The sequence below is a fragment of the Conexibacter sp. SYSU D00693 genome (genome assembly GCF_017084525.1).
GTDB lineage: Bacteria > Actinomycetota > Thermoleophilia > Solirubrobacterales > Solirubrobacteraceae > Baekduia.
Genome location: NZ_CP070950.1, coordinates 612,181 through 632,202 on the forward strand (window position 1 = coordinate 612,181; position 20,022 = coordinate 632,202).

General features: G+C 74.6%; 24 protein-coding genes and 1 tRNA gene. 22 read left to right on the top strand and 3 right to left on the bottom strand.

Going from position 1 to position 20,022, the window contains the following annotated elements; translation table 11 throughout:
- Nucleotides 1–36: 36 nt before the first annotated feature.
- The 3 genes from JUB12_RS03075 to JUB12_RS03085 are packed head-to-tail and all read left to right on the top strand — an operon-like array spanning nt 37 to nt 883.
- Nucleotides 37–309 carry a hypothetical protein gene (locus JUB12_RS03075; RefSeq protein ID WP_205698149.1) on the top strand — a complete coding sequence of 91 codons (273 nt, stop codon included), beginning with the start codon at nt 37–39 and terminating at the stop codon, nt 307–309.
- 22 nt (nt 310–331) lie between these two features.
- Complete coding sequence (locus JUB12_RS03080) at nt 332–655, top strand: GNAT family N-acetyltransferase (RefSeq protein ID WP_205698150.1); 324 nt, start codon at nt 332–334, stop codon at nt 653–655.
- Between the two features lie 3 nt (nt 656–658).
- Nucleotides 659–883 carry a (4Fe-4S)-binding protein gene (locus JUB12_RS03085; protein ID WP_205698151.1) on the top strand — a complete coding sequence of 75 codons (225 nt, stop codon included), beginning with the start codon at nt 659–661 and terminating at the stop codon, nt 881–883.
- Here the strand turns inward: JUB12_RS03085 and JUB12_RS03090 are convergent.
- Together JUB12_RS03090 and JUB12_RS03095 are read right to left on the bottom strand one after the other, a co-directional pair.
- Nucleotides 880–1,107 carry a hypothetical protein gene (locus tag JUB12_RS03090; protein ID WP_205698152.1) on the bottom strand — a complete coding sequence of 76 codons (228 nt, stop codon included), beginning with the start codon at nt 1,105–1,107 and terminating at the stop codon, nt 880–882. The genes JUB12_RS03085 and JUB12_RS03090 overlap by 4 nt on opposite strands.
- 59 nt (nt 1,108–1,166) lie before the next feature.
- The gene (locus JUB12_RS03095) at nt 1,167–1,499 is read right to left on the bottom strand and encodes an STAS domain-containing protein (protein WP_205698153.1); all 333 of its coding nucleotides are present in this window, start codon (nt 1,497–1,499) and stop codon (nt 1,167–1,169) included.
- 92 nt (nt 1,500–1,591) lie between these two features.
- On the opposite strand from JUB12_RS03095, the gene JUB12_RS03100 reads away from it, so the two are divergent.
- From JUB12_RS03100 to JUB12_RS03110, 3 genes are all read left to right on the top strand, one after another.
- Complete coding sequence (locus tag JUB12_RS03100) at nt 1,592–1,777, top strand: hypothetical protein (protein ID WP_205698154.1); 186 nt, start codon at nt 1,592–1,594, stop codon at nt 1,775–1,777.
- Nucleotides 1,778–1,838: 61 nt separating this feature from the next.
- Nucleotides 1,839–1,911 (top strand) — tRNA-Arg (locus JUB12_RS03105).
- Nucleotides 1,911–3,935: a calcium-binding protein gene (locus tag JUB12_RS03110; RefSeq protein WP_205698155.1), complete on the top strand. Its 2,025-nt coding sequence runs from the start codon at nt 1,911–1,913 to the stop codon at nt 3,933–3,935. Before JUB12_RS03105 ends, JUB12_RS03110 begins: the two co-directional genes overlap by 1 nt.
- Here the strand turns inward: JUB12_RS03110 and JUB12_RS03115 are convergent, their stop codons facing one another.
- Nucleotides 3,936–4,688 carry a class I SAM-dependent methyltransferase gene (locus JUB12_RS03115; protein ID WP_205698156.1) on the bottom strand — a complete coding sequence of 251 codons (753 nt, stop codon included), beginning with the start codon at nt 4,686–4,688 and terminating at the stop codon, nt 3,936–3,938.
- Nucleotides 4,689–4,756: 68 nt separating this feature from the next.
- On the opposite strand from JUB12_RS03115, the gene mscL reads away from it, so the two are divergent.
- From mscL to rpoZ, 16 genes are all read left to right on the top strand, one after another.
- Nucleotides 4,757–5,152: a large conductance mechanosensitive channel protein MscL gene (gene mscL, locus JUB12_RS03120; RefSeq protein WP_205698157.1), complete on the top strand. Its 396-nt coding sequence runs from the start codon at nt 4,757–4,759 to the stop codon at nt 5,150–5,152.
- A gap of 22 nt (nt 5,153–5,174) precedes the next feature.
- Complete coding sequence (rnz, locus tag JUB12_RS03125) at nt 5,175–6,143, top strand: ribonuclease Z (protein WP_205698158.1); 969 nt, start codon at nt 5,175–5,177, stop codon at nt 6,141–6,143.
- Entirely contained in the window at nt 6,140–6,538 is a 399-nt protein-coding gene (locus tag JUB12_RS03130; RefSeq protein ID WP_205698159.1) for a PASTA domain-containing protein, read from the top strand. Before rnz ends, JUB12_RS03130 begins: the two co-directional genes overlap by 4 nt.
- 51 nt (nt 6,539–6,589) lie before the next feature.
- The gene (locus tag JUB12_RS03135; RefSeq protein WP_205698160.1) at nt 6,590–7,108 is read left to right on the top strand and encodes a DUF1360 domain-containing protein; all 519 of its coding nucleotides are present in this window, start codon (nt 6,590–6,592) and stop codon (nt 7,106–7,108) included.
- A complete protein-coding gene (locus JUB12_RS03140) occupies nt 7,105–8,928 on the top strand; it encodes a glycoside hydrolase family 15 protein (protein ID WP_205698161.1) in 1,824 nt (607 codons plus the stop codon). The genes JUB12_RS03135 and JUB12_RS03140 overlap by 4 nt, the downstream gene beginning before the upstream one ends.
- A complete protein-coding gene (locus JUB12_RS03145; RefSeq protein WP_205698162.1) occupies nt 8,925–9,911 on the top strand; it encodes an SDR family oxidoreductase in 987 nt (328 codons plus the stop codon). The genes JUB12_RS03140 and JUB12_RS03145 overlap by 4 nt, the downstream gene beginning before the upstream one ends.
- A gap of 76 nt (nt 9,912–9,987) precedes the next feature.
- On the top strand, nt 9,988–10,539 hold the full coding sequence (gene pyrR, locus JUB12_RS03150; RefSeq protein WP_205698163.1) for a bifunctional pyr operon transcriptional regulator/uracil phosphoribosyltransferase PyrR: 552 nt from the start codon (nt 9,988–9,990) through the stop codon (nt 10,537–10,539).
- Nucleotides 10,536–11,465, top strand: a complete 930-nt coding sequence (locus JUB12_RS03155) for an aspartate carbamoyltransferase catalytic subunit (protein WP_205698164.1) — start codon at nt 10,536–10,538, stop codon at nt 11,463–11,465. The genes pyrR and JUB12_RS03155 overlap by 4 nt, the downstream gene beginning before the upstream one ends.
- Nucleotides 11,462–12,802 carry a dihydroorotase gene (locus JUB12_RS03160; protein ID WP_205698165.1) on the top strand — a complete coding sequence of 447 codons (1,341 nt, stop codon included), beginning with the start codon at nt 11,462–11,464 and terminating at the stop codon, nt 12,800–12,802. The genes JUB12_RS03155 and JUB12_RS03160 overlap by 4 nt, the downstream gene beginning before the upstream one ends.
- The gene (gene carA / locus JUB12_RS03165; protein ID WP_205698166.1) at nt 12,803–13,924 is read left to right on the top strand and encodes a glutamine-hydrolyzing carbamoyl-phosphate synthase small subunit; all 1,122 of its coding nucleotides are present in this window, start codon (nt 12,803–12,805) and stop codon (nt 13,922–13,924) included.
- The gene (carB, locus tag JUB12_RS03170; protein ID WP_205698167.1) at nt 13,924–17,013 is read left to right on the top strand and encodes a carbamoyl-phosphate synthase large subunit; all 3,090 of its coding nucleotides are present in this window, start codon (nt 13,924–13,926) and stop codon (nt 17,011–17,013) included. The genes carA and carB overlap by 1 nt, the downstream gene beginning before the upstream one ends.
- Complete coding sequence (locus JUB12_RS03175; protein ID WP_205698168.1) at nt 17,010–17,822, top strand: hypothetical protein; 813 nt, start codon at nt 17,010–17,012, stop codon at nt 17,820–17,822. Before carB ends, JUB12_RS03175 begins: the two co-directional genes overlap by 4 nt.
- A complete protein-coding gene (locus JUB12_RS03180; protein ID WP_205698169.1) occupies nt 17,819–18,715 on the top strand; it encodes a dihydroorotate dehydrogenase in 897 nt (298 codons plus the stop codon). The genes JUB12_RS03175 and JUB12_RS03180 overlap by 4 nt, the downstream gene beginning before the upstream one ends.
- A gap of 196 nt (nt 18,716–18,911) precedes the next feature.
- Nucleotides 18,912–19,190 (top strand): integration host factor, actinobacterial type, encoded by a 279-nt coding sequence (gene mihF, locus JUB12_RS03185; protein WP_241004397.1) that lies wholly within the window; start codon nt 18,912–18,914, stop codon nt 19,188–19,190.
- A 34-nt stretch (nt 19,191–19,224) separates the two neighbouring features.
- The gene (gmk, locus tag JUB12_RS03190) at nt 19,225–19,797 is read left to right on the top strand and encodes a guanylate kinase (protein WP_205698171.1); all 573 of its coding nucleotides are present in this window, start codon (nt 19,225–19,227) and stop codon (nt 19,795–19,797) included.
- The gene (rpoZ, locus tag JUB12_RS03195) at nt 19,794–20,021 is read left to right on the top strand and encodes a DNA-directed RNA polymerase subunit omega (protein WP_205698172.1); all 228 of its coding nucleotides are present in this window, start codon (nt 19,794–19,796) and stop codon (nt 20,019–20,021) included. The genes gmk and rpoZ overlap by 4 nt, the downstream gene beginning before the upstream one ends.
- Nucleotide 20,022 lies beyond the last annotated feature (1 nt).

A 20,022-nucleotide genomic window follows, 5' to 3' on the forward strand; every position in this document is an offset into this window, starting at 1 on the left:
AGCCAGGGATCGGCGTACGCGCGCTTCCGGCGGGCGTTGAGCACGGGGAACCTGACGCTGATCCGGGCGGCCGCGGCGGAGCTGCCGCAGGTGCGCCTGGACGATGCGCTGCAGGTCTGCGTGCTGCTGCGCGACCGGGAGCCGCAGCGCTACGAGGCGGCGGCGGTGCGCTGGATCGGGCGCTTCTGCGTGGAGAAGCACGACGTGACGCTCGACGACGTCGACCAGGCGCGCGCGGCGTTCGCGCTCATGCGCCGGGAGCCGGAGTCGGCGCTCGCGGCGCTCCAGGCGCTGTGTGCAGGACCTTGACCGGCCTGCCAAGGTCTGGGGCATGAGCCAGTCCGCCGTCGAGGTGCTCGTGACCGACGTCCCGGAGGCCACCCGCTACGAGGCGCGCGTCGGCGACGAGCTGGCGGGCTTCGCGGTCTACGCGCGCTACGGGAGCCGGACCGTGTTCCTCCACACCGAGGTCGACCCGGCCTTCGAGGGCCAGGGCGTCGGCAGCGTGCTCGCCCGCGGGGCGCTCGACGCGGTCCGGGACGCCGGCGGGGAGGTCGTGCCGCTGTGCCCGTTCATCAGGGGCTGGATCGAGCGCCACCCCGACTACGCCGACCTCGTCGTGCCGGTCCGCATCTCCGACATCCCCACCGCCTGAGCCGTGGCGCGCAAGGCCTACGTCGGCGCGGAGCTGACGGTGAGCTTCGACCCGGAGGTCTGCCGCCACGCGGCCGAGTGCGTGCGCGGGCTGCCGGCGGTGTTCGACGCCCAGCGCCGCCCGTGGATCCAGCCGGACGCCGCGCCGGCGTCCGAGGTCCGCGACGTCGTCGGCCGCTGCCCGTCCGGCGCCCTGCGGATCGAGCGCCAGCAGCCGCCGGCGGCCTAGCCGGCGTTCGCGGCGGCCTGCGCGCTGGCGGCGGTCGCCGTGCGCGCCGCGCGGCGCGAGGCGGCGGCTGCCTCCCGGAGCGCCGGACCGGCGTCGCCGGCCTGTGCGACGAGGCGCTCGGTGGCCTCCCCGAGGTGCATCGCGGCCTCGCCGAGGCGCTCGAGCTCGGCGGCGAGGCGCGCGAGCGGGTCGTCAGCGTGCGTGTGCGGGACGTCCGTGCCCATGGACCGAGGGTACCCGGTCCGCCGCCGGACCGAGCCACGTCCGCGACGACCGGCGGCGCCTACGCGGGCGGGGCGGCCGGCGCGACGCCGAGGTGCCGGGCGGCGCGCAGGACGCGCAGCGCCGCGAAGGGGACCTCGGGCTCGACGACCTCGAGCGTGATCCCGGCGGCGGCTGCCCGGCGGCGCATGCGCAGCACGGCGTTGAGCCCGACGGTGTCGGAGAACGCGAGCTCGGAGAGGTCGACGACGACGTGGCGCCGCGTGCCGCCCGCCGCGAGTGCGGCCGTCACCAGCCGCGGCGCCGAGGCGATGTCCAGCTCTCCGCGCACCAGCAGCCGGACCTCCTCCGGGCCGCGCTCCTCGCGGATCTCCAGGCCTCCGTGCCCGTGCATCGTGGCGCGGGACGTGCCCGGGGTGACCGTTCGTCATGCCAGACCCTGTCAGCGCGGAGGCATCATCACCGGCGACCGGGTACGCAGGGCCCATGGGGAGCACCGTCCACCTCACCGGATCCACCGCCCAGCACCCGATCACGAAGGTCGTCACCGACGACGCCGAGGAGGTCGTCAGCCGCCTGCGCGGTGGCGGCCTGCAGGGCTTCCAGGAGGAGGCGTCCGGCGCGACGGTCTACGTCAACGCCACGCACGTGACCCACGTCGAGGCGTCCTAGGGGCGCCGCCCGCCGCCACCATCCGGTGGCCACCCGCCCACCCCGCTACGATGCGCACGCTGCGCCAGTAGCTCAGTGGATAGAGCGCCGCCCTCCGGAGGCGGAAGTCGGGGGTTCGAATCCCTCCTGGCGCGTGCGAGGCTCCGCCGCCCTGGCCCCAGCCGTGGTCGTCGCGCTGCTGGCGGCGCTGCCGGTCCCCGCGGCGGCCCGCGACGGGACGTTCGGTCCCGATGTGCTGCGCGGCAGCGCGGGCCGCGACGTGCTGCATGGCCTCGAGGGCCCGGACCGGCTCGCCGGGCGTGGGGGCGACGACCTCCTCACGGGCGACACGGGGCCGGATCGCGTGAGCGGCGCAGCCGGCGACGACACGCTGACGGGCGCCGCGGGCCGCGACCGGCTCGACGGCGGACCCGGGGACGACGTCGGCTCCGGCGGCTTCGGCGTCGACGTCCTGCGCGGGGGCACCGGTGACGATGCGCTCGAGGGCGGGGCCGACGCCGACCGCCTCGCCGGGGGAGCGGGCGACGACGTCCTGCACGGCGGCTCCGGGATCGACCACCTGGACGGCGGCCCGGGCGCCGACCGCCTCTTCGCCGACAGCGGCCGCGACGAGCTCTGGGGCGGTCCCGGCGACGACGTCATCGTGGTCGAGGCCTCGGAGCCCGTGCGGGTCCAGTGCGGGTCGGGGTTCGACACGCTGTACGCGACGATCACGCCGGCGGCGGCGAGCGACTACCGCAGCCGCGCCCTCCAGGGCGCCGCCGGCACGGCGTGCGAGCAGGTCTTCATCACCGACGCCCTGCAGGACCCCACCCGCGGCGTGACCTACCTCGCGCCGCCGGAGGGCGCCAGCCACGTGGGGACGTCGAAGGACGACGTCCTGCTCGGCGGGCTCGGACCGGACCACCTGCGCGGCGGCGCCGGCAACGACGTCCTGTGGGGCATGCGGATCGAGGGCGCCGACACCCCGGCGGTCCGCGACGTCCTGGATGCGGGTCCTGGGGACGACGTCGTCTACGGCGGCCCCGGCCCGCAGCGGGTCGACGGCGGTCCCGGCGACGACGTCCTGCAGAGCGGGATCCGCGACGGCACGGTCTTCGGGGGCAGCGGCGACGACACGATCCGCCTACGGGGCGCCGGCACCGTGGTGGTCTCCGCCGGCCGCGGCGACGACGTGGTCCGGGCGCGCGGCGCCGTCCTCGGCGTGGTCCGCTGCGGACCTGGACGCGACCGGGTCTTCGCGGACCGTCGCGACCGGGTCGCCGGGGACTGCGAGCAGGTGCACCGTGCCGGCACGCCGACGGCCCGCGCGGCCCAGGGGATCGCAGCGCCGAGGACGCTGCTGGTCGCCAAGGCGGGCTCCTCGCCCGCCGACCGCACCGTCGTCGCCACCTTCGGCTCGGACCGTGGCGTGCGCTTCGAGTGCCGCCTCCAGCCGGCGGGCGGCGGGGACAGCGGCTTCGTCCCCTGCTCGTCCCCCGTGGCGCTCGGGGCGTTCGCGGGTCTCGTCGAGGTCCGTGCGGTGGATGCCGACGGTCGGCGCGACCCCGCGCCCGCACGCGTGCAGGTCGGCGAGGACCCGGCTCCCGGGGTGCTGGCCTTCGCCGCGGCCAAGGCGACGGTCCACGTCGATGTGAGCGGCGAGCGGCCGCCGGCGTCGGAGACCGCGCGCGGACCGTTCGTCCACGACTGCCGCCACGACGGCGGCCCGTGGTCGCCGTGCGCGCGCTTCGTGCGCCTGCCGGTCCTGCGCGCCGGCGCGCACGCCTTCCAGGCACGCACGACGGACGAGGTCGGTGCGATCACCGCCCCGCCCCTCGTGTGGGCGGTGGGGGCGGTGCCCGGGCCGAGCGCCCTCGCTGGAAGCCGGTTCCCGCTGGTCGTCGAGCGCAGCGGCGCCCTGCGCCGCCGGGCGCCGCGCGTCCGGTTCGCGCTGGGAGCGCCGGCGACCGTCGAGGTCGCGGTCCTCGCCGGCACCGGCCGCGTCGTGCACCGCGAGACCGCGCCCGCTCCCACCGGCGCCTCGGTGCGCAAGGTCCGTGGCGGCGTGCTGGCCCGGCTGCGTCCCGGCCGCTACGTGCTGCGCCTCACCGCCCGTGGCAGCGGGGCACCCAGCGTCGAGCGGCTGCCCTTCGCGGTGGTCCCGCGCCGGCGGTAGCTAGCCCAGCGGCTTGGGCCGCAGCGTCAGCGCCGCGATGCGGTCGCCCGGGCCGGCGCCGCGGATGGGCTTGTGCCGGACCGCCGGCGCGCCCGTCGGCTCGAGGCCGGCCGCCAGCGCCCAGGCGTTGAGGCCCGCGAGGTTCGGGACCCACCAGGTGTAGATCGACCCGGGGGTCGCGGGGCGGAACTCGCTGACGGGGCGGCGCGGGTGGCGGCGGCTCAGGGGCGCCGAGTAGGACTCGACCATGAGGACCACACCGCCGCGGCGCAGCACGCCGCGCATGTTCTCCAGCGCCTTCACCGGGTCGCGGAGGTGCTGGAGGATCGTCCCGCAGAGCACGACGTCCACGCCGTCGACGCCGATGAGCTCCCTGGAGAGGTCGTAGACGTTGCCGGTGACGCGGCGCACCGTGGAGCCGAGCGCCTCATGGGCGATGCGGAAGCCCGAGCCCCAGGGCAGCGACGGGTCGTAGCCGGCCTCGATCTCCGCGCGGGCGTTGGGCGGGAAGTCGGCCTGGCGGATGTCGTCGAGGTCCAGCGCGATGACCTCGCCGCCGCGGCGCTCCATCTCGAAGGCCCAGAAGCCGTCGAAGGTCCCGACGTCGAGGCAGCGCTTGCCCGCGAGGTCCTGGGGCAGCGCGCCCGGCGCGAGCGGGCGCAGGTCGCACGACCCGGGCGTCTCGACGCCCGGCGCCAGCTCGATGGTGTGGTACCAGCCGGGGTGCTGGGCGATCTGCTCGCGGAGGTCCATCGCGGCGCGCAGGCTAGCTGCAACGCCTGTTGTCACGCGCGGCGCGCGAGGCGCCTACGGTCGCTTCCATGCTCAAGGGCTTCAAGGACTTCCTCATGCGCGGCAACGTCGTCGACCTCGCCGTCGCGGTCATCATCGGCGCCGCCTTCGGGGGCATCGTGACCGCCCTGTCGAAGGACTTCATCGGCGGGATCATCGGCATCATCGGCGGCACCCCGCGCTTCGACAGCGCGAAGTTCACGGTCAACGGCTCCGACGTGGTCTACGGCTCGACGATCACCGCCGCGATCAACTTCGTCATCGTCGCCGCGGTCATCTACTTCGTGATCGTCGCGCCCATGAAGCGCCTCCAGGAGCGCTTCGTCCAGCCGCCGGCCGACGCCGACACGCCGATCCCCAGCGACGAGGCCGTGCTCCTCACGGAGATCCGCGACCTGCTGCGCGCGCAGGAGCAGCGCCCCTAGCCCCGCCTATCCTCCGGGGTCGATGGACCTCTCGCTGCTCTTCGCGGGCACCGGCGGCTCGGCCCCGACCGCCCGGCGCGGCCTGCCCGCGACGTTCGTGCGCCGCGGGGCCGACAAGCTGCTGTTCGACTGTGGCGAGGGCACGCAGCGCCAGATGCTGCGCAGCGAGGCGGGGCTGCCCGACATCACGCAGGTCTTCCTGACCCACCACCACGCCGACCACTGGCTCGGCCTGCCGGGGATGCTGAAGTCCTTCGACCTGCGCGACCGCGACGAGCCGCTCGAGGTCCTCGGCCCGCCCGGGACCGCGGCGCTCGTCACGGCGGCCATGCAGCTCTCCGGTCGCCCGCGCTCCTACGACCTCGTCCTCACGGACCTCGAGCCGGGCGACGAGGTCCCCTTCGCCGAGGGCTTCACCGTCCATGCCCTGGGCGTCCGCCACCGCGGGGTGGCGCTGGGCTACGCGCTGGTGGAGGACGACCGGCCCGGGCGCTTCGACCCCGACCGCGCGCGCGAGCTCGGCGTGGAGCCGGGGCCGGCGTTCGGCGCGCTGCAGCGGGGCGAGGCCGTGGGCGACGTGACGGCCGACATGGTCGTGGGCCCGACGCGCAGGGGCCGCAAGGTCGTGCTGAGCGGCGACACCGCGCCGTGCGACATGGTCCGCGTGGCGGCCGACGAGGCCGACGTCCTGGTGCACGAGGCGACCTTCGTGCACGAGGAGCTGGCGCGGGCGCTGGACACCGGCCACTCGACCGCCCGGCAGGCCGCCGAGCTGGCCGCCGAGGCCGGCGTGAAGCTCCTGTGCCTCACGCACGTGTCGAGCCGCTTCACCCACCGCCAGGTGCGCGACGAGGCCCGCGCGGTCTTCGCCCACACCGAGGTCCCGCGCGACTTCGACGTCGTCGAGGTCCCGCTGCCCGAGAAGGGCGACCCCGTCCTGCACCGGGCCGCGCGCGACCGTCCCCAGGCCGCCGCGGCGCCCGCTCCGTGAACCTCCGCACCGCCCTCGCGGCCTCCGGCGGCTTCTTCGCCGGGGTGCTGCTCATCGCGATCCTCGGCGGCGCCCGGCCGGCCGGGCCGCCCGAGACCGTCACCGTCACCACACCGGGACAGACCGTCACGGCCGAGCTGGCGCCCGACCCACGGCCGACCGACCCCGGGCCCGACCAGGGCCCCACGGGCGAGGTCGAGCTGCCGTCCGTGGTGGGCGAGCGCCTCGACGTCGCCCGGGCCGTCCTCGAGGACCGCGGCCTCGAGGTCGACACCCGCGGCGGCGGCGCCTTCGGGATCGTCGACGAGTCCAACTGGGTCGTCACGGCCCAGGTCCCCGCCGTCGGCACCGTCGAGCCCGGGGCGACGGTCGTCCTGCGCGTCGACCGCGGCTGAGCGCGCCACGGCGCGATCCGCGCGCGCACCGACCGGGTAGCGCAGAGGGCCATGAGCCCCGACGTGCAGGACCGGGTCGCCGAGGCGACCGGCGCCGACGGCTACGCCCCGCCGGGCGAGGACCGGCCGCTGGCCGCCTACACCGGGCTGTCCGCCACGTTCTTCGCCGCGCTGGGCGGCGGGTTGCTCGCCGCGCGCGCCGCCGGCCGCGAGGTGCCCGACCGTCCGAGCGCCGCCGACGTCGTCCTCGTCGGCCTGGCGACGCAGAAGCTCACGCGGCTCATCGCCAAGGACAAGGTGACCTCCTTCGTCCGCGCGCCGTTCACGCGCTTCCAGGAGTCGACGGGCCACGGGGAGGTCGACGAGGCCGCCCGCGGCACGGGCTTCCAGAAGGCCATGGGCGAGCTGCTGGTCTGTCCGTACTGCCTGGCGCAGTGGGTCGCCGGGGGCTTCGCGGTCGGGCTCGTCGCCGCGCCGCGCACCACCCGGCTCCTGGCGGGCATGTGGACGGCGCAGACGATCGCCGACTTCACGCAGCTCGCGTACAAGGCCGTCGAAGACCGCGCGTGAGCCGCAGCGTCGCCGACCTGGCCTTCCTGTCCGACAGCCGGTCCTGCGCCGTCGTCGACCGCGAGGGCGAGGTCTGCTGGTGGCCTGGGCCGCGCTTCGACGGCCCGAGCCCGTTCACGTCGCTCCTGGACCCCGACGCGGGCCGGTTCCGGATCGCGCCCGCCGGCGGCGTCGAGCGCTGCGAGCGCCACTACCTGGACGGGACGCTCGTGCTGCGCAGCGACCTGCGGGGACCGGGCGGGGCGCTGCGGCTGACCGACGCGCTGGCCCTGCGGCCCGGCGCGGTCGGCCACGAGCTCGGCATGGACCCCATGGACGCGTTGGTGCGCACGGTCGAGGCGCTCGACGGCGACGTCGAGGTGGAGGTCGCCTTCGTGCCGCGCCCGGAGTACGGCCTGGCCGTCCCGCAGGTGCGCCGCGCCGCCGGGGTGCTGGAGACCGTCGGCGGGCCCGAGCGCCTGTTCCTGGTCGACGGCGGCCGCCTCGACGTCGACGGCGCCAAGGCCACCGGGCGCTTCACGCTGCGCGCGGGGGAGACCGCCGGGTTCGTCGTGCGCCGCGTGCCCGCCATCGACGCCGATCCGCCCGCCCCGCTGGACGCCGCCGCCGTGCTCGCGTCGACCGTCGGGACGTGGCGGTCCTGGTCGGCGATGCACCAGGAGGACGGCATCCCGCACGCCGGGCAGGTGGCCTTCGCGGCCCGCGTCCTCCAGGGCCTGACGCACCAGCCCACGGGCGCGGTGGTCGCGGCGGGGACGACGTCGCTGCCCGAGCTCCCGGGCGGCGACGCCAACTGGGACTACCGCTACGCCTGGCTGCGCGACTCGGCGTTCATCGCCCGCGCGCTGCTCGACGCCACGTGCGCCGACGAGGCGGTGCGCTGGTTCGACTGGATCTGCAAGGCGGCGACGAGCTGCCACGAGGCCGCGCACGTGCAGATCGTCTTCGGCCTGGGTGGGGAGCGCCAGCTGGACGAGCGCGAGCTCGACCACCTCGAGGGCTTCGGTGGCGCGCGGCCCGTCCGGGTGGGCAACGCGGCGTGGCGCCAGCAGCAGCTCGACGTGCTCGGCGAGGTCCTCGACGTCGCGCTGCAGCTGCGCGACCACGACCTCCTGGACCTCGACGACTTCACCCAGGACTTCCTCTGCCAGCTCGTCGACCGCGCGGCCGAGCAGTGGCGCGAGCCCGACGCGGGCATGTGGGAGGCGCGCGCCGGCGACGAGCACCACACCGCCTCGAAGGTCATGTGCTGGGTGGCGCTGGACCGCGGGGTGCGGCTCGCCCGCGAGCTCGGCACGCACGCCGACGCCGAGCACTGGGCCGCGGTCGCCGACGAGGTCCGCGGGACCGTCCTGCGCGAGGCCTGGAACGACGACCTGCAGGCCTTCGCCGGGACGCTGGGCGGCGACCAGCTCGACGTCGCGGTGCTCGTCCTGCCGTCGTTCGGCTTCCTCGAGGCGACCGACCCGCGGATGCGCTCCACCGTCGCGGCGATCGAGGAGCGCCTCGGCCGCGACGGCCTGCTCGTGCGCAGCGAGCGCCGACGCGAGGAGCCCGCGTTCCTGCCCGCCTCCTTCTGGCTCGCCGCCGCCCATGCCTGGGCCGGCGACGTCGAGCGCGCCGAGGCGGTCTTCGCCCGCGCCACGGCCTGCGCCAACGACCTCGGTCTGCTCGCCGAGATGGCCGACCTGGAGACCGGCGAGCCGCTGGGCAACGTCCCCCAGGCGCTGACCCACGTCGGGCTCGTGCGTGCGGCGCACGCCATCGGCGAGGCCCGCGAGCGGACCACCGAGACCCCGAAGCAGGAGGTGGCCGCATGAGCCGCACCGTCGTCCTGACCGGCGCCAGCGCCGGCGTGGGGCGCGCCACGGCGCGCATGCTCGCGGCGCGCGGCGACCGCGTCGCGCTCATCGCCCGCAGCACCGTCCAGCTCGAGGCCACCGCGCAGGAGGTCCGCGCGGCCGGCGGCACGCCCCTCGTCCTGCCCTGCGACGTCGCCGACGCCGGGGCGGTCGAGGCGGCCGCGCAGCGTGCCGAGGACGAGCTGGGGCCGATCGACGTCTGGGTCAACGGCGCCATGACCGCCGTGCTCAAGCGCGTGCACGAGACCACGCCCGAGGAGTTCGCGCGCGTGGCCCAGGTGAACTACCTGGGCGCCGTGCACGGGACCCTCGCCGCGCTGGCGCGGATGCGCCCGCGCGACCGCGGCACCATCGTGCAGGTCGGCAGCGCGTTGAGCTACCGCGCCATCCCGCTGCAGGCGACCTACTGCGCGTCGAAGTTCGCGATGCGCGGCTTCACCGACGCGCTGCGCGTCGAGCTGCTCGAGGAGGGCTCGTCGATCCGCGTCACGATGGTCCAGCTGCCGGGGCTGAACACCCCGCAGTTCACCTGGGTGCGCACGAGCCTGCGGCGCCGGCCCAAGCCCGTGGCGCCGTTCTTCCAGCCCGAGCTCGCGGCCGACGCGATCCTGCACGCCATCGAGCACCCCAACCGCGAGCACTGGGTCGGCGGCAACACCGCGGTGATCATCGCCGCCGACAAGCTCGCGCCGCGCGCCGCCGACCTGTACCTCGCCAGGACGAACGTCGAGGGCCAGCAGGACGACACGGCGATCGACCCCGACGCGCGGGAGGACTACGTCTTCTCACCCGTCGAGGAGGACCGGGGCGCGCACGGCCCCTACGACGACGAGGCCGAGACCGGCAGCCGGCAGTGGCGCGCGGCCAAGGCGCTGGACCGCGTCACCGGGCCCCCGGCGCGGGCGCTGTCGGCCCTCGCCCGTCGCGTCGTGGCGCGCTGATAGCGTGAGGGCACGCCCGTCGACGGCGGGCACGAGTCCTTTAACGCGGTCCTGTGAGGCCGGGAAGGAGCAGATGATGGAGCACGAGAAGGTCGTCCTCGACGGGGACGACATGCGGCGCACCCTGGTGCGCATCGCGCACGAGGTGGTGGAGCGCAACGGCGACCCGGAGCGGCTCGCCGTCGTCGGGATCCACCGCCGCGGGGCCGTCCTGGCCCGCCGCCTGCACGGGCTGCTGACCGACCTGCTCGAGCGCGAGCTGCCGCTCGGCGAGCTCGACATCTCCTTCTACCGCGACGACGTGTCGTCGCGGACCGAGCAGCCGGTCGTCCACGCCACGAGCATCGGCTTCGACGTCGACGGCGCGACGATCGTCATCGTCGACGACGTCCTCTACACGGGGCGCACCGTCCGGTCGGCGATCGAGGCCCTCTTCGACTACGGGCGGCCCGCCCGCGTCCAGCTCGCCGTCCTGGCCGACCGCGGCCACCGCGAGCTGCCCTTCCGGCCCGACTACGTCGGCAAGAACCTGCCCACCTCGCGCGCCGAGCGCGTGAACGTCCGCGTCGAGGAGCTCGACGGGGTCGACGAGGTGCGCATCGTCTCCCTCTCGGAGGTGACGGCATGAGGCACCTGCTCTCCATCGAGGAGCTCACGCGCCAGGACATCGAGCGCATCTGCGACCGCGCCACCGCGTTCGCCGAGGTCGCCGAGCGCGAGGTCAAGAAGGTCCCCGCCCTGCGCGGCCGGACCGTGCTCAACCTCTTCTACGAGTCCTCGACGCGCACCCGCTCGAGCTTCGAGCTCGCCGCCAAGCGCCTCAGCGCGGATGTCGTGAACTTCTCGGCCAGCGGGTCGAGCGTCGAGAAGGGCGAGTCGCTCAAGGACACCATCCTCACCCTCACTGCCCACAAGCCCGACGCGATCGTCATCCGCACGCCGTGGGCCGGGGCCGCCGAGCTCGTCTCGCGGTGGGCGCCCGCCGCGGTCGTCAACGCCGGCGACGGCAAGCACGAGCACCCGACCCAGGCGCTGCTGGACGTCCACACGCTGCGCCGCCGGATCGGCGCCCTGGACGGCGCGAAGATCTGGATCGTCGGCGACGTCCTGCACTCCCGCGTCGCGCGCTCGAACATCCTCGCCTTCCGCAAGATGGGCGCCGAGGTCACCGTCGCCGGCCCGCCGACGCTCATCCCGCGCGGCATCGAGGAGGCGCTGGGCTGCGAGGTCCGCTACACGCTCGACGAGCTCAACGAGGCCGACGTCGTCTACGCGCTGCGGATGCAGAACGAGCGGATGACCGAGGCGTGGATCCCGAGCCTGCGCGAGTACGCGTCGGCCTACCAGGTCAACGGCCGGCGCCTGCACCCGCGCCAGGTGCTCATGCACCCCGGGCCGGTGAACCGCGGGGTGGAGCTCAGTGGCGAGGTCGTCGACTCGCCCCAGGCCGTCATCACCGCGCAGGTCGCCTCGGGCGTCGTCGTGCGGATGGCGGTGCTCTACGAGGTCCTCGCGGGCGCGCGGACCGAGGCGCCGACGCCGGTGACCGCATGACCGCGTCGCTGCTGGTCCGCGCCCCGGCGCCCGCCGTGACGCTCCTCGTCCGCGGCGCGCACGTCCTCGACCCGCGCGAGGCGCTCGACGGGCCCATGGACGTCCTGGTGCGCGACGGCGAGGTCGCCCAGCTCGCCGACGCCGGGACGCTCGACGCGCCCGACGGCGCCGAGGTCGTCGACGGCGCGGGCAAGCACCTGCTGCCCGCCTTCGTCGACCCGCACGTCCACCTGCGCACCCCCGGCCAGGAGCACAAGGAGGACCTCGAGACCGGCACCCGCGCCGCGGCCGCCGGCGGGTTCTGCGCCGTGCTGGCGATGCCGAACACCGACCCGGTCCTCGACTCGCCCTCCATCCTCGGCTCGCTGCGCGACGCCGCCGCGCGCGACGCGCGCGTGCCCGTCGGCTTCGTCCCCGCCATCACCCGCGGCCTGCACGGCCAGGAGCTGACGGAGATGGCCGCACTGCGCGAGCTCGGCGCGGCGGGCTTCACCGACGACGGCCGCCCGGTGGTGTCAGCGGGGATGCTGCGCAAGGCGCTGCAGTACCAGCGCCTGTGCGGCGGCGTGCTCGCCCTCCACGAGGAGGACCCGTCGCTCTCGGGCGCCGGCGTCATGCGCGAGGGCGTGGTGAGCGCGCTGCTCGGCGTCGCCGGGATCCCGTCGATCAGCGAGTCGACGATGGTCGCGCGCGACGCGCAGATCGCCGGCTACGAGGGCGGGCGCGTCCACTTTCAGCACCTGAGCTCGGTCGACTCGGTCGAGGCCGTCGCCCGCGCGAAGGAGCAGGGCATCCAGGTGACCTGCGAGGCCAGCCCGCACCACCTCACGCTCACCGACGAGGCGGTCCGCGGCCTGGACACGTCGATGAAGATGAACCCGCCGCTGGGCACCGAGGCCGACCGCCAGGCGCTCATCGAGGGTCTGCGCTCGGGCGTCGTGGACTGCATCGCGACCGACCACGCCCCGCACGCGCGCGACGAGAAGGAGGTCCCCTTCGAGCAGGCGCCCATGGGCACCACCGGGCTCGAGACGTCCTTCGCCGTCGTGCACACCGAGCTCGTCCGGCCCGGGGTCCTGCCGCTGGACCTCGTCGTCGAGCGGCTCACCAGCGGCGGCGCGCTCTTCGGCCTGCCGCTGCCGCGGATCGCCGTGGGCGAGGAGGCCAACCTCACGCTGGTCGACCTCGCCGCGCAGTGGACCGCCGGCGAGAACGGCTGGGAGAGCCGCTCCGCCAACTCCTGCTTCACCGGCCGTCGCCTGCACGGCCGCGTCCTGCTCACCGTCGCGGCCGGCTCCGTCGCCTTCCGCACCCGCCAGTTCGAGGTCGTCTCCTAAGTGTCTGCCTACGTCCTGCTCGAAGACGGCACCCGCTTCGACGGCGATGCCTGCGGCGCCGACGCCGCCGCCGTCGGCGAGGTCGTCTTCACCACCGGCATGTCCGGCTACCAGGAGTCGATGACCGACGCCTCGTTCGCCGGCCAGCTCATCACCTTCACCTACCCGCACATCGGCAACTACGGGGTGTCGGCGGCGCACATGGAGAGCGACCGGGTCTGGGCCCGCGCCGCGATCATGCGCGACGCGCGCAACGCCGAGGACGCGCCCGACGCGGAGATGGGCTGGCTGGACTGGCTGCGCGACTGCGGCATCCCGGCCGTCACGGGCGTCGACACGCGCGCGCTGGTCCGCCACATCCGCGAGGCCGGCTCGATGAAGGGCGGCGTCTTCCCCGGCACGATGTCCGAGGACGAGGCGCGGCGCCTCATCGACGCCGAGCCGTCGATGGTCGGGCGCGACCTCGCCCGGGAGGTGACGCCGAAGGAGGCCACGACGCACGGGCCGGTCGACGGGGTGCGCATCCACGCCATCGACACGGGCATCAAGACGTCGATCGTCCGCCACCTCACCGACCGCGGCGCGCGCGTGACGCTGCACCCGTGCTCGGTGACCAGCGAGGAGCTGCTGGCCACGGACGCCGACGGCTTCTTCCTGGCCAACGGCCCCGGCGACCCGGCCGCGCTGGGCCACATCGTCGCGACGATCCGCGACCTCGTCGGCAAGAAGCCGGTGTGGGGCATCTGCCTCGGCCACCAGCTGCTCTGCCAGGCCGTCGGCCTCGAGACGTTCAAGCTGCCCTTCGGCCACCGCGGGGCCAACCACCCCGTCAAGGACCTGACGACCGGCCACATCGAGATCACCTCCCAGAACCACGGCTTCGCCGTGGTCGGGCCGGGCGGCGCGCACACCATCGACACCGACGAGGCGGTGCGCTGGGAGACCGACTTCGGGGCCGCCCAGCTCACCCACGTGAACCTCTACGACCGCACCGTCGAGGGCCTGCAGCTGCTCGACGTCCCGGGCGGCACCGTCCAGTACCACCCGGAGGCGGGCCCCGGCCCGCACGACGCGCTCTACCAGTTCGACCGCTTCATCGAGTCCATCAAGGAGGCTGCGTGATGCCGCGGCGTGACGACATCCGCAAGATCCTCATCCTCGGCTCGGGCCCGATCGTCATCGGCCAGGCCGCGGAGTTCGACTACTCGGGCGTCCAGGCGTGCAAGGTCCTGCGCGACGAGGGCTACGAGATCGTCCTGGTCAACTCGAACCCGGCGACGATCATGACCGACCCGGAGTTCGCCGACGCGACGTACGTCGAGCCGCTGCTGCCCGGGCCGGTCGCCCAGGTCATCGAGAAGGAGCGCCCCGACGCGCTGCTGCCGACGCTCGGCGGCCAGACCGCGCTGAACCTCGCCAAGGCCCTGGCCGAGGACGGGACGCTCGAGCGCTTCGGCGTCGAGCTCATCGGCGCCAACTACGACGCGATCAACTGCGCCGAGGACCGCGACCTCTTCCGCGAGGCGATGGAGCGCGCGGGCCTGGCGATGCCGGCCAGCGCGATCGCCACCACCGTCGACGAGGCCCTGGGCGCGCTCGACGAGATCGGGCTGCCGTGCATCATCCGCCCGGCGTTCACGCTCGGCGGGCGCGGCGGCGGCATCGCCCGCACCGAGGAGCAGTTCCGCACGATCGTCGGCCGCGGGCTGGCCGCCTCGCCGATCTCCCAGGTCCTGCTGGACCAGTCGGTCCTCGGCTGGGGCGAGTACGAGCTCGAGGTCATGCGCGACCGCAACGACAACGTCGTGATCGTGTGCTCCATCGAGAACGTCGACCCGATGGGCGTGCACACCGGCGACAGCGTCACCGTCGCGCCGCAGCAGACGCTCACCGACCGCCTGTACCAGCAGCTGCGCGACCAGGCGATCGCCGTCATCCGCGCCGTCGGCGTCGAGACGGGCGGCTCGAACGTGCAGTTCGCGGTGAACGCGGAGACCGAGGAGATCCTCGTCATCGAGATGAACCCGCGGGTGTCGCGCTCGAGCGCGCTGGCCTCGAAGGCCACCGGGTTCCCGATCGCGAAGATCGCCGCGCGCCTCGCGGTGGGCTACGCCCTGGACGAGATCCCCAACGACATCACGAAGCTCACGCCGGCGAGCTTCGAGCCGACGATCGACTACGTCGTCGTCAAGTGGCCGCGCTTCGCCTTCGAGAAGTTCGCCGGCGCCAACGCCGAGCTCTCGACGCACATGAAGAGCGTGGGGGAGGCGATGGCCATCGGCCGGACGTTCGGCCAGGCGTTCGCCAAGGCGATGCGCTCGCGCGAGCTGGACACCGTCCCGCGCCTGGAGGGCGTCGCGACGGAGGAGCTGCTCGAACGCCTCGAGCACCCGTCGTCGGACCGCTACGACCTCCTGCTCGAGGCGCTGCGCCGCGGCGCGACGATCGAGGAGGTCCACGCGCGCACGAGCATCGACCTCTGGTTCCTGCGCGAGTTCGCCGTCCTGGCCGCCGACCCCGAGGCGCCGTTCGCCGGTCACCGGTCCTTCAAGGCGGTCGACACCTGCGCGGCGGAGTTCCCGGCCCGCACGCCGTACTTCTACTCGGGCTGGGAGCGCCAGCAGTCCCACGAGGTCGACCGCGGCGAGACGCCCTCGGTGGTCATCCTCGGCGCGGGCCCCAACCGCATCGGCCAGGGCATCGAGTTCGACTACTGCTGCGTGCACGCCGCGATGACCGTGCGCGCCTCGGGCCGCGACGCGGTGATGGTCAACTGCAACCCCGAGACGGTCTCGACGGACTACGACACGTCCGACCGCCTGTACTTCGAGCCGCTGACCCTCGAGGACGTCCTGGGCGTGCTCGAGGTCGAGCGGCCCGAGGGCGTCATCGTCCAGTTCGGCGGCCAGACGCCGCTCAAGCTCGCGCGCGGCCTCGAGGAGGCGGGCGTGCGCATCCTCGGGACGAGCGTCGACGCGATCGACCTCGCGGAGGACCGCGGGCGCTTCGGCGACCTGCTGGAGCGCCTGGGCTACAAGGCGCCGCCCTACGCGACGGCGACCTCGATCGACGAGGCGCTGACGCGCGCCGAGCAGGTCGGCTTCCCGCTGCTGGTGCGCCCCAGCTACGTGCTCGGCGGCCGCGCGATGGAGATCGTCTACTCGGTCGACGGCCTGGCCGACTACCTCGAGCGCCACGCCCGCGACGACCGCGAGATCTTCCTCGACCGGTTCCTGGAGAACGCCATCGAGGTCGACGTCGACGCGCTGTGCGACGGCGACGACGTCTGGGTCGGCGGGATCATGCAGCACGTCGAGGAGGCCGGGATCCACTCGGGCGACTCGGCCTGCGTCCTGCCGCCGCACTCGCTCGGGCCGGAGATGCTCGAGCGCATCCGGGAGGCGACGCGCGGCATCGCGCTCGGCCTCGGCGTCGTCGGCCTGCTCAACGTCCAGTACGCGGTCCACGGCGGCGAGCTGTTCGTCATCGAGGCCAACCCGCGGGCGTCGCGCACGGTGCCCTTCGTCTCCAAGGCGATCGGCGTGCCGCTGGCCAAGAAGGCCTGCGAGCTCATGCTCGGCGCGAAGCTCGGCGACCTCGACCTGCCGGCCGACCCGCTGTCGGTCGGCCACGTGAGCGTCAAGGAGGCCGTGCTGCCGTTCGACCGCTTCGAGGGCTCCGACGCGCTGCTGGGCCCGGAGATGCGCTCGACGGGCGAGGTCATGGGGGTGGCCCGCGACTTCCCGACGGCGTTCGCCAAGGCCCAGGCCGCGGCGGGCGCGTCGCTGCCGTCGAGCGGCACGGTCTTCCTGTCGGTCACCGACCACGACAAGGCGGGCGCCGTGGCGATCGGCCAGACCCTGCACGACCACGGCTTCCGCATCGTCGCCACGCGCGGCACGGCGGAGGCGCTGGCGCGGATGGGCATCCCGGCCCAGGCGCTCAACAAGATCGGCGAGGGCTCGCCGCACGTCGTCGACGCCATCGAGGACGGGCAGGTGGACCTCGTGGTCAACACGCCCACCGGCTCGGGCGCGCGCTCGGACGGCTGGGAGATCCGCCGCGCGGCGACCGCCCGCGGCGTGCCGTGCCTGACGACGCTGTCGGCCGGCCTCAGCGCGGCGCGGGCGATCGTGCGCGGGCAGGCCGCCGCGCCCGAGGTGCTGTCGCTGCAGGAGCTGCACGCGGTCAAGCCCGAGGCGGTGGCGTGAGCGCGACCGCCGAGCCGGCGGCGGCGCCGTTCGGCCGGCGGCGCGGCGTCGTCACCACCGCCCGCAAGGTCGGGGCCTACGTCGTCCTCGAGCTCACCGACCGCGACGGCCCCGCGCCGGTGCCGGGCCAGTTCTACATGCTGGCCGCGGCGACGGGCTGGGGCGCGGGCGACGACGAGCGCCCCTACCTGCCGCGCGCCTTCTCCTGCATGGGAGCGGCCAACGGGCGGCTGTGGTTCATGCTCGAGGACGTCGGCCCCGGCACCCATCGGCTGACGAAGCTCCTCAAGGGCGAGGGCGTGTGGCTCACCGGCCCGCTGGGGCACGGCTTCCGCGCGCCGGACGAGGGCCGCCGGCCGGTCCTCTGCGGCGGCGGCGTCGGCGTCCCGCCGCTGGTGATGTGGACCAACGCCCTGCACGCCGCCGGCCAGTCGCCGGCGCTGCTGCTGGGCTTCCGCGGCCGGCGCCACGCCGAGGTCGCCACGACGCTGCCCACGGCGCAGGTCGCCACCGACGACGGCTCGATGGGCCACCACGGCCTCGTGACCGACCTCCTGGTCGCCGAGCTCGACCGCGACCCGCACGCCGTCGTCTACGCCTGCGGGCCGCCCGGGATGCTCGAGGCGATCCGCGGCCTGTGCGTCGAGCGCGCCGTGCCGGCGCAGCTCGCGCTCGAGGCGGGCATGGCCTGCGGGTTCGGCGCGTGCTTCGGCTGCGTCGTCCCGCTGGCCGAGGGCGGCTACGCGCGCGTGTGCGTCGACGGCCCCGTCATGGACGCCGCGGCGCTCCGGGAGGTGCCGGCGCATTGAGCCTCACGTTCCTCGGCATCGAGCTGGCCCACCCGGTCATCAACGGCTCGGGCACCTTCGACGCCATCGCCGCCCGCAAGGTCTTCGGCGACGCGCTGCTCGAGCGCTTCCCGTTCAGCGCGTTCGTCTCCAAGACGATCACCCTCGCGCCGCGCGAGGGCAACCCGCCGCCGCGGCTCTACGAGACCGCGTCCGGGATGGTCAACTCCATCGGCCTCCCGAACAAGGGCCTCGAGGGCTACCTGGCCCACGACCTGCCGCAGCTGGCGCAGCTGCCCGTGCCGCTCATCACGAACGTCATGGGCTCGACCGGCGACGAGCTCGCCCAGCTCGTCGAGGCCTGCGACGCCCGCGAGGAGATCGCGGCGCTCGAGCTCAACGTCTCCTGCCCGAACGTGAAGACCGGGCTGGACATCGGCGCCGACCCCGCGTCGCTGGCCGCGGTCATGGACGCCGTGCGCCCGCGCACGAGCAAGCCGCTGATCGTGAAGCTCACCCCGAACACGGCGGACGTCGCGGCGGTCGCCGTGGCCGCTGCGGCGCACGGCGCGGACGCCGTCTCGCTCATCAACACCCTGCGCGCGATGCCGATGGTCGGCGGCGAGCCGTGGCTCGGTGCGCGGACCGGCGGCCTGAGCGGCGCGGCGGTGCGCCAGGTGGCCCTGGCGCAGGTCGCGGCGGTCGCGGCGCGCGTCGACGTGCCGGTCGTCGGCATGGGCGGCGTCGAACGGTCGTCGCACGCCCGCCAGCTGCTCGACGCGGGCGCGACGCTCGTCGCCGTCGGAACGGCTTCGTTCAGGGATCCGGCGGTGGGTGGACGGATCGCCGAGGACCTCGGCCGGAAATCCGCAAAGTCCGGGGATTCTGTCGCGACGGCCCAACCGCACGGGTAGGAAAACCGCTGCAAATACGGGGCGGACCGTCGACCAACCTGCACATGCCTGAAGCTCAGGTCGAGGTGCAGGTGAATGTGGCGATCCGGCCCGTCGGGCGAGCGGGCGACGTGTAGACTCGCCGCCCCCGATGCCGCCGACGACCTCTTCGCCCACCAAGCACTCGGCGGCACCCGAGCGGAGCCTCAACCAGCGGATGGACGCCCTCCAGAAGGCGAACGTCATCCGCACCAAGCGCGCGCAGCTCAAGCGCGACCTGAAGGCCGGTCGGGTGTCGATCCACCAGCTGCTCCTGGAGCCCCCGGACTACCTCGAGACCGCCAAGGTCATGGACATGCTCCTGGCGGTGCCGAAGTACGGCCGGGTCAAGGCGAACAAGGTCCTGCAGACCTGCCGGATCTCCCCGTCGAAGACCATCGGCGGCCTCTCCGCGCGCCAGCGCGCGGAGCTCGTCGGGCTGCTGCGCTCGCGCTAGGCAGCCGTCCGGCCGGCCGGGCAGGATCGCGTCCTTGGCGCGCGTCTTCGTCATCACCGGCCCGTCGGGCGTCGGCAAGGGCACGCTCATCCGGCTGCTGCGCGAGCAGGTGCCCGAGCTGGCCCTGAGCGTCTCGGCGACCACGCGCCGCCCGCGCACGGGGGAGACCCACGGCGAGGACTACTGGTTCCTCACCGACGAGGAGTTCGAGCAGCGGGTCGCCGAGGGCGACTTCGTCGAGTGGGCCGAGTACTCGGGGCGCCGCTACGGGACCCTGCGCTCCGAGCTGGAGCGCTGCCTCGCGCGCGGGGTGCCGGTGGTCCTGGAGATCGAGGTGCAGGGCGCGCGGCAGGTCCGCGAGACGATGCCCGACGCGGTCCAGGTCTTCATCGCGCCGCCGTCGCCCGACGTGCTGCGCCAGCGGCTCATCGGCCGCGGGACGGACTCGGCGGAGGACGTCGCCCGCCGCCTGGAGACCGCGGAGCGCGAGCTGGCCGCGCACGACGAGTTCGACCACGAGGTGGTCAACGACCGCCTCGAGGACGCGGCCGCCCAGCTGGCCCGCATCGTGCGGGAGTCGCTCGGCGGTACACTCGCGGGCGCATGATCAACCCTCGCATCGATCGGCTGCTCGACCACGTCGACAGCAACTACGCGTCGGTCCTGGTCGCCGCCAAGCGCGCGCGCCAGATCAACTCGTACTACCACAACCTCGGTGAGGGGACCTTCGACGAGTTCCCGCCGCCGATGGTGGAGTCCGCGTCGAAGAACTACCTGACCATCGCGCTCGAGGAAGTCGCCTCGGGCAAGGTCAAGTACACCTACCGGTAGG

Excerpts from the sequence above, each read along its gene's own strand:
- JUB12_RS03155 (WP_205698164.1), top strand. The coding sequence starts at position 10,536 with ATGAGGCACCTGCTCTCCATCGAGGAGCTCACGCGCCAGGACATCGAG.
- JUB12_RS03160 (WP_205698165.1), top strand. The coding sequence starts at position 11,462 with ATGACCGCGTCGCTGCTGGTCCGCGCCCCGGCGCCCGCCGTGACGCTC.
- rpoZ (WP_205698172.1), top strand. The coding sequence starts at position 19,794 with ATGATCAACCCTCGCATCGATCGGCTGCTCGACCACGTCGACAGCAAC.
- JUB12_RS03090 (WP_205698152.1), bottom strand. The coding sequence starts at position 1,107 with ATGGGCACGGACGTCCCGCACACGCACGCTGACGACCCGCTCGCGCGC.
- pyrR (WP_205698163.1), top strand. The coding sequence starts at position 9,988 with ATGGAGCACGAGAAGGTCGTCCTCGACGGGGACGACATGCGGCGCACC.
- JUB12_RS03145 (WP_205698162.1), top strand. The coding sequence starts at position 8,925 with ATGAGCCGCACCGTCGTCCTGACCGGCGCCAGCGCCGGCGTGGGGCGC.
- JUB12_RS03135 (WP_205698160.1), top strand. The coding sequence starts at position 6,590 with ATGAGCCCCGACGTGCAGGACCGGGTCGCCGAGGCGACCGGCGCCGAC.
- JUB12_RS03095 (WP_205698153.1), bottom strand. The coding sequence starts at position 1,499 with ATGCACGGGCACGGAGGCCTGGAGATCCGCGAGGAGCGCGGCCCGGAG.
- JUB12_RS03115 (WP_205698156.1), bottom strand. The coding sequence starts at position 4,688 with ATGGACCTCCGCGAGCAGATCGCCCAGCACCCCGGCTGGTACCACACC.
- carB (WP_205698167.1), top strand. The coding sequence starts at position 13,924 with ATGCCGCGGCGTGACGACATCCGCAAGATCCTCATCCTCGGCTCGGGC.
- rnz (WP_205698158.1), top strand. The coding sequence starts at position 5,175 with ATGGACCTCTCGCTGCTCTTCGCGGGCACCGGCGGCTCGGCCCCGACC.
- JUB12_RS03080 (WP_205698150.1), top strand. The coding sequence starts at position 332 with ATGAGCCAGTCCGCCGTCGAGGTGCTCGTGACCGACGTCCCGGAGGCC.
- mihF (WP_241004397.1), top strand. The coding sequence starts at position 18,912 with ATGGACGCCCTCCAGAAGGCGAACGTCATCCGCACCAAGCGCGCGCAG.
- mscL (WP_205698157.1), top strand. The coding sequence starts at position 4,757 with ATGCTCAAGGGCTTCAAGGACTTCCTCATGCGCGGCAACGTCGTCGAC.
- JUB12_RS03100 (WP_205698154.1), top strand. The coding sequence starts at position 1,592 with ATGGGGAGCACCGTCCACCTCACCGGATCCACCGCCCAGCACCCGATC.